Raw genomic sequence first — 12,913 nt, 5'->3', positions numbered from 1 at the left:
CATGTGGGGAAGCAGGCAGTGACCGATAAAACCTCTCTTAGCTACAAAGATGCCGGTGTTGATATTGATGCAGGTAATGCTCTGGTTGATCGAATCAAAGGCGTAGTAAAGAAAACTCGTCGTCCGGAAGTTATGGGTGGTCTGGGTGGCTTCGGTGCGCTGTGCGCATTGCCGCAAAAATATCGTGAACCGGTACTGGTTTCCGGCACTGATGGCGTTGGTACAAAACTGCGTCTGGCGATGGATCTGAAACGCCACGACACTATCGGCATTGACCTCGTCGCAATGTGCGTCAACGACCTCGTGGTTCAGGGCGCTGAGCCGCTGTTCTTCCTCGACTACTATGCAACCGGCAAACTGGATGTGGACACCGCAGCCAGCGTCATTAACGGGATTGCCGAAGGCTGCCTGCAGTCCGGCTGTGCGCTGGTCGGTGGGGAAACAGCTGAAATGCCGGGGATGTACCACGGCGAAGATTACGACGTGGCAGGTTTCTGCGTTGGCGTCGTCGAAAAATCAGAGATTATCGACGGTTCAAAAGTGGCTGACGGTGACGTACTGATTGCACTCGGCTCCAGCGGCCCGCACTCCAACGGCTACTCTCTGGTGCGTAAAATTGTAGAAGTCAGCGGTTGTGACCCAGAAACCACCGAGCTTGAAGGCAAGCCGCTGGCCGATCACTTACTGGCCCCTACCCGCATTTACGTGAAATCCATTCTGGAACTGATCGAGAAGGTTGATGTGCACGCCATTGCCCACCTGACCGGCGGCGGCTTCTGGGAAAATATTCCACGCGTTCTGCCAGACAACACGCAGGCAGTGATCGACGAATCTTCATGGCAGTGGCCAGCCGTCTTCAACTGGCTGCAAACGGCGGGTAACGTCAGCCAGCATGAGATGTATCGCACCTTTAACTGCGGTGTAGGTATGGTTATCGCCCTGCCAGCTCCGGAAGTGGACAAAGCCCTTGCTTTGCTCAATGAGAAAGGTGAAAACGCATGGAAAATCGGTATCATCAAAGCTTCTGATTCCGAACAGCGTGTGGTCATTGAATGAAAAACATTGTGGTGCTCATTTCCGGCAACGGAAGTAATTTGCAGGCGATAATCGACGCCTGCGAACAGAAAAAAATCAATGGCACCATACGTGCAGTATTCAGTAACAAGGCCGATGCGTTCGGCCTTGAGCGCGCACGCGAAGCGAATATTCCGGCACACTCGCTGGAAGCCGCCCAGTTTGCCAGTCGCGAAGCATTCGACCGCCAACTGATACAAGAGATTGACGCCTATGCACCCGATGTCGTGGTGCTGGCCGGTTATATGCGTATCCTCAGCCCGGCGTTTGTCGCTCACTATGCTGAACGATTGCTGAATATCCACCCGTCTTTATTGCCGAAGTATCCCGGCCTGCATACGCACCGCCAGGTACTGGAAAACGGCGATGAAGAACATGGTACCTCAGTCCATTTCGTGACGGATGAGTTGGACGGCGGACCGGTCATTCTCCAGGCCAAAGTTCCAGTATTTGAAGGCGACAGCGAAGATGACGTCACGGCACGGGTTCAGGCTCAGGAACATACCATTTACCCGCTGGTGGTAAGCTGGTTTATCGATGGTCGCCTGAAGATGCGTGATAACGCTGCATGGCTGGATGGCGTTCGTTTGCCTCCACAAGGCTACGCCGCCGACGAATAATAAAAAAACCAACCTGTAAGCCGAATGTCACCATCCGGCTTACAGGCATAACTACCTTTTCCGGTTAATACCACCGGTATTCATCTACGCTCCCCCTTTCTCTTTGCTATCAGACGGTTTATTGTCATATTTTTCTGGCACAGTTGGACATCTGAGAGCAATGCTCGCCATAATAAATCGGTAGTGTCCCGTGAATGAAACGGAGTAAAAGTGGTAATGGGTCAGGAAAAGCTATACATCGAGAAAGAACTCAGCTGGTTAGCGTTCAACGAACGTGTACTCCAGGAAGCTGCTGATAAGTCAAACCCGTTGATCGAACGGATGCGTTTCTTAGGTATCTATTCCAATAATCTCGACGAGTTTTATAAGGTTCGTTTTGCCGAACTGAAGCGCCGAATCATTATTAGCGAAGAACAGGGTTCAAACTCTCACTCCCGCCATTTGTTAGGCAAAATCCAGGCCCGCGTATTAAAAGCCGATCAGGAATTTGACGGCCTGTACAACGAGTTGCTGTTGGAAATGGCGCGCAATCAGATTTTCTTAATCAACGAACGCCAGTTGTCGGTCAATCAGCAAAGCTGGTTGCGTCATTACTTTAAGCAATATCTTCGCCAGCACATCACGCCGATCCTGATTAACCGCGAGACGGATTTAGTCCAGTTTTTGAAAGATGACTACACCTATCTGGCGGTAGAAATTATCCGTGGCGATACGATCCGCTACGCGCTGCTGGAAATTCCTTCCGACAAGGTTCCTCGTTTTGTGAATCTGCCGCCGGAAACCCCGCGCCGTCGCAAACCGATGATCCTGCTGGACAACATCTTACGTTACTGCCTTGACGACATTTTCAAAGGGTTCTTTGACTACGACGCACTGAACGCCTATTCGATGAAAATGACCCGTGACGCCGAATACGATTTGGTGCACGAGATGGAATCGAGCCTGATGGAGCTGATGTCATCCAGCCTGAAACAGCGTCTGACCGCAGAACCTGTACGTTTTGTCTATCAGCGTGACATGCCCAATGCACTGGTCGAAGTACTGCGTGAAAAACTGACGATTTCTCGCTACGACTCGATTGTTCCCGGCGGGCGTTACCATAACTTCAAAGACTTTATTAACTTCCCTAACGTTGGCAAAGCTAACCTGGTGAACAAACCGCTGCCGCGTCTGCGCCATATCTGGTTCGACAACGAGAAGTTTCGTAACGGCTTTGACGCCGTTCGCGAACGCGACGTGCTGCTGTATTACCCCTATCACACCTTTGAGCACGTTCTTGAACTGCTGCGCCAGGCCTCTTTCGACCCGAGCGTGCTGGCTATAAAGATCAACATCTACCGTGTGGCAAAAGATTCACGCATCATAGATTCAATGATCCATGCCGCGCACAACGGTAAGAAAGTCACCGTGGTGGTGGAATTGCAGGCCCGCTTCGATGAAGAAGCCAACATCCATTGGGCCAAGCGTCTTACCGAAGCAGGCGTTCACGTCATCTTCTCCGCGCCAGGCCTGAAAATTCACGCCAAACTGTTCCTTATCTCGCGTAAAGAAGGTGATGAAGTCGTGCGCTATGCGCATATCGGGACGGGGAACTTCAACGAAAAAACGGCACGCCTTTATACCGACTACTCGTTGCTAACTGCCGATTCGCGCATTACCAACGAAGTGCGTCGGGTGTTTAACTTCATCGAGAACCCGTATCGCCCGGTGACGTTCGATTATCTGCTGGTTTCCCCGCAGAACTCACGCCGTCTGCTGTACGCGATGATCGACAAAGAAATCGCCAACGCGCAGCAAGGACTGCCTTCCGGCATTACACTAAAACTGAATAACCTGGTCGATAAAGGTCTGGTTGACCGCCTCTATGCGGCCTCAAGCTCTGGTGTGCCGGTCAATTTGTTGATTCGTGGTATGTGTTCTTTGATTCCGAATCTGGAAGGTATCAGCGACAATATTCGCGTTATCAGCATCGTTGATCGCTATCTTGAACATGACCGGGTCTATATCTTCGAGAACGGAGGTGACAAGCAGGTGTATCTCTCCTCCGCTGACTGGATGACAAGAAACATCGACTATCGTATCGAAGTTGCCACACCGCTTCTTGACCCGCGCCTTAAGCAACGCGTGCTGGATATTATCGATATCCTGTTCAGCGACACGGTGAAAGCCCGCTTTATTGATAAAGAACTGAGTAATCGCTACGTACCGCGCGGAAACCGCCGTAAGGTTCAGTCACAATTGGCGATTTACGATTACATCAAATCACTCGAGCAACCTGACTAAAGATATGCCAATACACGACAAGACTCCACGACCGCAGGAATTTGCTGCGGTCGACCTTGGTTCAAACAGTTTCCATATGGTCATTGCCCGCGTGGTTGATGGCGCAATGCAAATTATTGGGCGACTGAAACAACGCGTACATCTGGCGGATGGCCTCGGCGAAGATAACAAGCTGAGCGAAGAGGCCATGGAGCGCGGGCTAAGCTGTTTATCACTGTTCGCCGAACGTTTGCAGGGGTTTCCTCCATCAAGCGTATGTATCGTGGGAACCCATACTTTGCGTCAGGCACTGAATGCGACTGATTTTCTCAAGCGAGCGGAAAAAGTCATCCCCTACCCAATTGAGATTATTTCCGGCAACGAAGAAGCCCGATTGATCTTTATGGGCGTTGAACATACGCAGCCGGAAAAAGGTCGCAAGCTGGTTATCGATATCGGCGGCGGCTCAACAGAACTGGTGATCGGAGAAGATTTCGAGCCTAAACTGGTCGAAAGCCGCCGTATGGGTTGCGTCAGCTTTGCCCAGATGTATTTCCCGCGCGGTGTAATTAACCGCGAAAACTTCCAGCGTGCCCGCATGGCGGCTGCGCAAAAGCTCGAAACCTTAACCTGGCAGTTTCGCATTCAGGGCTGGAACGTTGCGCTGGGCGCATCGGGCACCATTAAAGCAGCCCATGAAGTGCTGCTGGAGATGGGTGAAAAAGACGGTTTTATCACCCCCGAACGTCTGGACAAGCTGACATCTGAAGTGTTGAAGCACGCGTCATTTGATGCGCTCAGCTTGCCGGGGTTGTCAGAAGAAAGAAAAGCAGTGTTTGTACCCGGACTCGCGATTCTGTGCGGCGTTTTTGACGCGTTAGCTATTCGCGAACTTCGCCTTTCTGATGGTGCGTTACGTGAAGGCGTGCTGTACGAGATGGAAGGCCGTTTTCGCCACCAGGACGTTCGCAGCCGTACCGCCAGCAGCCTGGCGAACCAGTACAACATTGACAGCGAACAGGCCCGGCGCGTGCTGGAAACGACGATGCAAATGTACGACCAGTGGCATACGCAGCAGCCAAAGCTGGCCAATCCCCAACTGGAAGCGTTACTGCGTTGGGCAGCAATGCTGCATGAGGTTGGGCTGAACATCAACCACAGCGGTCTGCATCGCCACTCTGCATATATCTTACAAAACAGCGATCTACCTGGTTTCAATCAGGAACAACAGCTGATGATGGCAACATTAGTTCGTTATCATCGCAAAGCGATTAAGCTCGACGACTTGCCCCGCTTTACGCTGTTTAAGAAGAAACAGTTTCTGCCGTTAATTCAGCTGCTGCGCCTGGGCGTGCTGTTGAATAATCAGCGTCAGGCGACCACCACACCGCCGACTTTGACCCTGATTACCGACGACAGCCACTGGACCTTACGCTTCCCGCATGACTGGTTTAGCCAAAATGCGCTGGTGCTGCTCGATCTGGAGAAAGAGCAGCAATACTGGGAAGCCGTAACAGGCTGGCGACTCAAAATTGAAGAAGAGAGCTCACCCGATATCGCCGCATAAGATCTCAGCAGGTGTCAGTTCATCTGGCACCTGCTTTTCCAGAGTTTCACTCAACGGCAGTGGCTCACCAATCAGATACCCCTGCATGTAATCAATCCCCAGCGAAATCACCGCACTGCGTATTTCTTCGCTTTCGACGTACTCCGCAACCACCAGCATTCTTTTCATCCGCGCAAGATGGCAAATAGAGGCCACGATTTGGTAGTCGAGGCTGTTCGAAACAATATTGCGAATAAAGCTACCGTCAATTTTCAGGATATCGGCATTCACATTTTTCAGCCGCGCATAGCTGGCATACCCAGTACCAAAATCATCAATCGCAATCTGACAGCCCAGTGATTGCAGCTGCAGCAACGTTGCCTGTGCCTGTTCCGCATTGGTCAAGGCATTGCTTTCCGTCACTTCAAAGATAAGTTGCCATGCTTCAACCTTGTACTTATTCAGTAACTGATTGATGTCATTAGGAAGTCGCGCGCGACATACTGAGGTAGGTGATAAGTTGATAGCAAACCGGTGGGCGGGCATTTTTTCCCGATTCTGCGCCATAAATTTCAACGTATTTTCAATCACCCACAGATCGATACGGGATGACAAACCAAACTCATGGGCTACCGGCAAGAAGTTATCAGGGGCAATAGTTTCACCGTCATCCCCCTCAAGCCGCAGGAGGATTTCGTGATAAACGTCGCCACGCACGCCAAAAATCGGCTGCGCCTTCAGGAAAAAGCGATTGTTCTCCAGCGCCTGCTGAATACGGTTCATCATCGCAACTTTATCTTTCAGGTCGCGTTGCAGGTGCATCACACCACGCCGCTGCAAATTCTCTGGTGAATTGGTTGCCAGCGATAATTCGGCAATGGTACTTAACTCTCCCAGCAACAAATAGATATGGTTAACAGGAGAACGGACATAGCAAAAGCTGATCCCAACCTGCGGTTGCAAAGGCATTCCGTCCCAGACAAAACGAAACTGCTTGATATGCCTGTCCAGTGCTTCAATGCGTTCCTGGTGTAGCTCAGTGTTAAAACGCAGGATTAAATCATTACCTGACAATTGATAGACATGCTCATCCTGTTCAAGCAACGGTGTTATCCACTGAGCCAGTTTTTGCTTGTACTGGATACGCAGCATAATGCCGTAATTTTTCACCAGCAGCTCCATGCCCGGAACACCCAAAAAGCAAAGCACTGACCATGGCGCGTTTTTCAAATCCCGGTTCAAAGCGCGCAAATTCGGAATATGCACCATAGGGTCAAAGAAGGCCAGGCGATGGTTGCGCCGGGTAACAAAACGTTGACGCGTTGCCAGGACAGCAATGAAATTCACGATGAAGGAAAAAACCAGATAACTTGATGAGGTAATGGCAAGCTGCGTATCATAACCCGAATACCAGGGCATATAGCGCTGATAATAATGAATTGCGGTAATAAGTACGACCGCCCATATCAACGAAATAAATTTATAACCGTAACGCATTGCCCCCCACAGCATGACAGGCAGTAACAGTGACAGTGTATAATTCGTGCTGAATATTGAGCTTTGTTCATTGAGCGGCATACACAACATTGCCATTAGCACAGTCAATATAATCAACCAGACCGCAAACTCTGTTTTAGTCACTTTGGTATCAAACTGCTGCTTTAACTGAGAAAAATAGCCTCTCAGGTGCAAGGGGTTGCGAATTGTTCGAATGATGAAATAACACAGCGGCACACCTACAAGATTCCCCGCGAGTATGGACTGATAGTTGATCAATGTGCCTGTATTGAAGGGCATAACGCACACCATGCCGGATTTGCTTTCATAAACACCCACAAATGCAGCAAACTGGAAGAGTATCAGAAACAGCGTTGCCGGGCAGAAGACCTGCCAGAACATACGCTGAAACAACAGATGAGAGTCGCCGTGGGAAACGTTGTTTCGTCGGGGAGAAAATACTTTATATCCTCCCCAGCTAAGCACGATTGTAACTATAAAGTGCGAAATTATTGAAAGTGTTTCAAATAACCCGACCTGCGGATATTTGTACCAGATAATGGAAATGATAATACCTGGCAATGCCGCCCAGCCAAAAAAAAGCATCAGGCTAATCATCAGCGCTAACGGCAGGTAGAAAAGAATTACGGTCCCCGTACTAATATGGGCATAGGTGGTGGCAGTGCTCAATATAGGCAACAACAAAGAAGGTAAGATGAGAGGTAATGCCCACCATCTATCTCTAATACCAATATAATTTTTATTGAGTTTCATAGATGCTCAGTAGAATCCCACACATCCTGTAGGGGGTATTCAGACAGGCATCCCACCTGACCTTAAAACGATAAAGTAAAATACATCACAATGATTCATCGATTTTAGTTATCAGCAAAGTGTGATGCTTGATACATATCAAAAAACATCCCCCTCATTCATCAATTATTACTCTTTTCATTATTTTTTATCGTTAATACATTATTCATGCAAATAATAATATTAATTTCCATAACATAAGAAGATAAAACAACTGAAGCAATTTTACATAAGGAAGAATTGACCATTCCCTCACAGTGTGCCTTAATGTGAGTATCGCCCTCAGTTGGGTACACTACAAGGAACCTTTTGTGAGCCAGGTTACCAGCCTACGCAAACGACACCGATTTAACAGTCGCATGATCCGGATCGTACTGCTTATCAGCTTTCTCTTCTTCTTCGGACGCTTCGTCTACTCCGCCATTGGTGCGTGGCATCACCACCAGGACAAAAAAGAATCTCAGCAGACCACTCAGCCGCAACAGACAGCTCCTGCACAAACCGACGAACATTGATCGCTCGCGCCTGTGATACCCCCAGCATTAAGATTCCTTACCGGATGGCTAATCGCCTGACATTTAACCATCCGGTAAGGGATTTGAGTGATGAAACTTTACACACATCCCCCCTCTCTCGCTTAATTATCAGATAATCGGCCGTATTTTTCGCACAAATGCACAATCTTTTCATCCCACTTCACCGCACCATTCGCGCTGATTTTTACGTTCCGGTTTAGCGGACATAAAAAGACAAACAGTGCTCAAATAAACGCTAATTAATATCACCAGCAAATATCACTGACGCAAGCATTTATATTTCGCATGAAAATTAAATAGTTATTTGAATTGTTATCATTTTTAAATTCTACAGGGTAATACCATGAGTGGTTCTTTATTATTCCCGAAAATAAGAAGCGGCCTTGAGTGGATCGCCGGGCACAGCGATGCTGTCATTCAATTCGGCTGGAATATCGTTGCCGCCGTGATCTTATTGTTTATCGGTAAATTTATCGCTCGTCTGCTCTCTCGTGGGCTGGAAAAGTTACTGCTTAAACGTAAAGTCGACAGAACGATCATTCAGTTCTTCACCGCGCTGGTACGTTACATTACCCTCGCCTTTTCCGTCGTCGCCGCATTAGGTCGCATCGGTATTGAAACATCCTCCATTATTGCCGTCATCGGTGCCGCCGGACTAGCCATTGGCCTCGCGTTACAAAGCTCGCTTTCCAACTTTGCCGCTGGCGTGCTGTTGGTTTCCCTGCGGCCTTTTCGCGCCGGAGAAGTAGTGCAGATTGGTGCAGTCACCGGAACAGTAGAAAAGGTGCACATTTTCTCCACCACCCTGCTAACCGCAGACAGCAAAGAAGTGGTGATTCCAAACGGTAAGATCATCGCTGACAACATCATTAACTATTCCCGTCACCCTTTTCGTCGTATCGATCTGGTGATTGGTGTGGGTTATCAGAGTCGGATTGCAGAGGTTAAGCAAGTTATTAATCACATTATCGAGCAGGACAGCCGCATCGATAAGCAACGTGGGGTAACCGTTCGTCTGGGCGAACTGGGCGCTTCAGCGTTGAATTTTTACGTGCGCGTATGGGTGCCCAATATCGAATACTGGAATACCTATTACGATCTGCTGGAAAACATTAAAGAGGCGCTGGACGCCAACCACATCGACCTACCCTATCCACAGATGGATGTGCGTATTCAGAATGTCACACCTCAGCAGCAGCCCCAGCTGCAACTGGTCGATTAGCGTACTTTCCTACAGAACATGCGCCTGAAGTATTTGCTGAAGTATTTTCTGAAATGCGTGCAATAAAAAACCCTCTATAAACAGAGGGTTTTTTGCATATTACCGGTTCAAAAAACCGCTAACGGAAAGGGATATCATTCCCACTCAATGGTAGCTGGCGGCTTACCGCTGATGTCGTACACCACGCGGGAAATACCGTTCACTTCGTTGATAATGCGGTTAGAGACGCGGCCTAAGAAGTCATACGGCAGGTGTGCCCAGTGCGCGGTCATAAAGTCGATGGTTTCGACCGCACGCAGGGAAACAACCCAGTCGTACTTGCGGCCATCGCCCATCACACCAACGGAACGAACTGGCAGGAACACGGTGAACGCCTGGCTTACCTTGTTGTACAGGTCAGCTTTGTGCAGCTCTTCAATGAAGATAGCATCCGCGCGGCGCAGCAGGTCGCAGTACTCTTTCTTCACTTCGCCAAGCACACGCACGCCCAGACCCGGTCCCGGGAACGGGTGACGGTACAGCATGTCGTACGGCAGGCCCAGCTCCAGACCAATCTTACGCACTTCGTCTTTGAACAGCTCACGCAGCGGCTCAACCAGACCCATCTTCATCTCTTTCGGCAAACCGCCCACGTTGTGGTGAGATTTGATAACGTGCGCTTTACCGGTGGCAGATGCCGCGGATTCGATCACGTCCGGGTAGATGGTGCCCTGCGCCAGCCACTTCACGTCTTCCAGCTTCAGCGCTTCTTCATCGAATACTTCCACGAATACGCGGCCAATGATTTTACGTTTAGCTTCTGGGTCGTTCTCGCCTTTCAGCGCGTCCAGGAAACGCTGCTCGCCTTCCACGTGAACGATGTTCAGCCCAAAGTGGTCGCCGAACATATCCATCACCTGCTGAGCTTCGTTGAGACGCAGCAGACCATTGTCAACGAACACGCAGGTCAGGTTTTTGCCGATTGCACGGTGCAGCAGCATCGCGGTGACGGAGGAGTCAACGCCGCCGGACAGACCGAGGATAACTTTATCATTGCCAACCTGCTCACGAATGCGGGCAACGGCGTCATCGATAATTTTTGCCGGCGTCCACAGCGCTTCACACTGGCAGATGTCGCGCACAAAACGCTCCAGCATGCGCATGCCCTGACGGGTGTGGGTAACTTCCGGGTGGAACTGCACGCCGTAGAAGCGTTTTTCTTCGTGCGCCATGATAGCGAACGGGCAGCTGTCGGTGCTGGCAACGGTCACGAAACCTTCCGGAATGGCGGTCACTTTGTCGCCGTGGCTCATCCACACGTCCAGCAGCGGTTTGCCGTCTGCGGTCAGGGAGTCTTCAATACCACGGACAAGCGCGCTGTCGGTCTGAACTTCAACCTGCGCATAGCCGAATTCACGTTCGTTAGAACCTTCAACATGACCACCGAGCTGCATTGCCATGGTCTGCATGCCGTAGCACACGCCGAACACCGGCACGCCCGCATTGAAAACGTATTCCGGCGCACGCGGACTGTTTTCTTCGGTGGTACTTTCCGGACCACCGGAAAGAATGATACCGCTTGGGTTGAATTCGCGAATTTGTGCTTCCGTAACATCCCATGCCCACAGTTCACAGTAGACGCCCAGTTCACGTACGCGACGTGCAACCAGCTGAGTGTACTGCGAGCCGAAATCGAGGATGAGAATGCGATGTTTATGAATATTGTCTGTCATTGACGCTAATTCCGAGGCAAGTGAAACAAATTCGCCCGGCATATAGCCGGGCGCGGAAACTTATCAGGAGCCCATGCGGTAGTTAGGGGACTCTTTGGTGATGGTCACATCGTGAACGTGACTTTCCTGAATACCCGCACCGCTGATGCGTACAAACTCTGCTTTCGTTCGCAGCGCGTCGATAGTACCACAGCCGGTCAGACCCATACAGGAGCGCAGGCCGCCCATCTGCTGGTGAATGATCTCTTTCAGGCGACCTTTATAGGCAACGCGACCTTCGATACCTTCCGGGACCAGTTTGTCAGCAGCGTTATCGCTCTGGAAGTAACGGTCAGAAGACCCTTTGGACATCGCGCCCAGAGAACCCATACCGCGGTAAGATTTGTAAGAACGGCCCTGGTACAGTTCGATTTCGCCCGGGGATTCTTCAGTACCCGCCAGCATGGAGCCAACCATCACTGCGGCAGCACCAGCAGCAATCGCTTTAGCGATGTCGCCGGAGAAACGAATACCGCCGTCGGCGATAACCGGAATACCGGTGCCTTCCAGCGCTTCAACGGCATCAGAAACGGCAGTGATCTGCGGAACACCGACGCCGGTCACGATACGGGTAGTACAGATGGAGCCAGGGCCGATACCCACTTTAACTGCGCTGCAGCCAGCTTCAGCAAGCGCGCGAGCACCTGCGCCCGTAGCAACGTTACCGCCGATGATCTGCAGGTCAGGATATTTAGCGCGAGTTTCACGGATACGCTGCAGAACGCCTTCAGAGTGGCCGTGAGAGGAGTCAATCAGCAGAACGTCTACGCCAGCGGCAACCAGCGCGTCTACACGCTCTTCGTTACCTGCGCCAGCACCTACCGCTGCACCAACGCGCAGACGACCATGCTCGTCTTTACAGGCGTTAGGTTTACGTTCTGCTTTCTGGAAATCTTTTACGGTGATCATGCCGAGCAGGTGGAAGCTGTCATCAACAACCAGCGCTTTCTCAACGCGTTTTTCGTGCATTTTGGCAAAAACGACATCGCGCGCTTCGCCTTCACGAACGGTCACCAGACGCTCTTTTGGCGTCATATATACGCTAACCGGCTGGTTCAGGTCAGTCACAAAACGCACGTCACGGCCGGTGATGATGCCGACCAGTTCGTTATCTTCAGTCACTACCGGGTAGCCAGCAAAGCCGTTACGCTCGGTCAGTTCTTTCACTTCGCGCAGAGTAGTGGTTGGTAGTACGGTCTGTGGGTCAGTTACCACGCCAGATTCGTGTTTCTTCACGCGGCGAACTTCTTCAGCCTGGCGCTCGATGGACATGTTTTTGTGGATAAAACCGATGCCGCCTTCCTGGGCCAGGGCAATTGCCAGGCGCGCTTCCGTCACGGTGTCCATTGCTGCGGAGAGCATAGGAATGTTCAGGCGAATGGTTTTCGTCAACTGGGTGCTGAGGTCAGCAGTATTCGGCAGAACGGTAGAATGAGCGGGAACGAGGAGGACGTCGTCAAACGTCAGGGCTTCTTTTGCGATACGTAGCATGGGCAATATCTCACCTGGGAGGTTATTAAATATTGCCGCGGCATTATACAGAGCGTAACCGATTGCATCCACACTTTTTTGCAAAAAAACCTTGCGCTCCT

General features: G+C 50.6%; 9 protein-coding genes. 6 read left to right on the top strand and 3 right to left on the bottom strand.

Translation table 11 applies throughout. From position 1 onward, the window contains the following. Positions 1–18: 18 nt before the first annotated feature. The 4 genes from purM to ppx all read left to right on the top strand — a co-directional run bounded on the left by purM (position 19) and on the right by ppx (position 5,523). A complete protein-coding gene (gene purM / locus GHC22_RS06570) occupies positions 19–1,056 on the top strand; it encodes a phosphoribosylformylglycinamidine cyclo-ligase (RefSeq protein WP_020996702.1) in 1,038 nt (345 codons plus the stop codon). Then, positions 1,053–1,694, top strand: coding sequence for a phosphoribosylglycinamide formyltransferase (gene purN, locus GHC22_RS06565; protein ID WP_008785442.1), 642 nt, complete (start codon positions 1,053–1,055; stop codon positions 1,692–1,694). The genes purM and purN overlap by 4 nt, the downstream gene beginning before the upstream one ends. A gap of 216 nt (positions 1,695–1,910) precedes the next feature. Further along, positions 1,911–3,977 (top strand): polyphosphate kinase 1, encoded by a 2,067-nt coding sequence (ppk1, locus tag GHC22_RS06560; RefSeq protein ID WP_032944192.1) that lies wholly within the window; start codon positions 1,911–1,913, stop codon positions 3,975–3,977. Between the two features lie 4 nt (positions 3,978–3,981). Beyond that, a complete protein-coding gene (ppx, locus tag GHC22_RS06555) occupies positions 3,982–5,523 on the top strand; it encodes an exopolyphosphatase (protein ID WP_032944195.1) in 1,542 nt (513 codons plus the stop codon). Here ppx and GHC22_RS06550 read toward each other — a convergent pair. Further along, positions 5,503–7,773 (bottom strand): sensor domain-containing phosphodiesterase, encoded by a 2,271-nt coding sequence (locus GHC22_RS06550; RefSeq protein WP_153752493.1) that lies wholly within the window; start codon positions 7,771–7,773, stop codon positions 5,503–5,505. The two genes, ppx and GHC22_RS06550, sit on opposite strands and share 21 nt — an antisense overlap. A gap of 350 nt (positions 7,774–8,123) precedes the next feature. Here GHC22_RS06550 and GHC22_RS06545 point away from each other — a divergent pair, with 350 nt between their 5' ends. Together GHC22_RS06545 and mscS are read left to right on the top strand one after the other, a co-directional pair. Further along, positions 8,124–8,327, top strand: coding sequence for a YfgG family protein (locus GHC22_RS06545; protein ID WP_008785446.1), 204 nt, complete (start codon positions 8,124–8,126; stop codon positions 8,325–8,327). Positions 8,328–8,691: 364 nt separating this feature from the next. Further along, entirely contained in the window at positions 8,692–9,570 is an 879-nt protein-coding gene (gene mscS, locus GHC22_RS06540) for a small-conductance mechanosensitive channel MscS (protein ID WP_153752491.1), read from the top strand. A gap of 134 nt (positions 9,571–9,704) precedes the next feature. Here the strand turns inward: mscS and guaA are convergent, their stop codons facing one another. Together guaA and guaB are read right to left on the bottom strand one after the other, a co-directional pair. Further along, entirely contained in the window at positions 9,705–11,282 is a 1,578-nt protein-coding gene (gene guaA, locus GHC22_RS06535; RefSeq protein WP_003037760.1) for a glutamine-hydrolyzing GMP synthase, read from the bottom strand. A gap of 63 nt (positions 11,283–11,345) precedes the next feature. Further along, entirely contained in the window at positions 11,346–12,812 is a 1,467-nt protein-coding gene (gene guaB, locus GHC22_RS06530; RefSeq protein ID WP_003037756.1) for an IMP dehydrogenase, read from the bottom strand. Between the last annotated feature and the right edge of the window lie 101 nt (positions 12,813–12,913).

Source organism: Citrobacter sp. H12-3-2 (genome assembly GCF_009649895.1).
GTDB classification, from domain to species: Bacteria; Pseudomonadota; Gammaproteobacteria; order Enterobacterales; family Enterobacteriaceae; genus Citrobacter; species Citrobacter portucalensis.
This window is presented reverse-complemented; position numbering and strand designations above follow the sequence as displayed.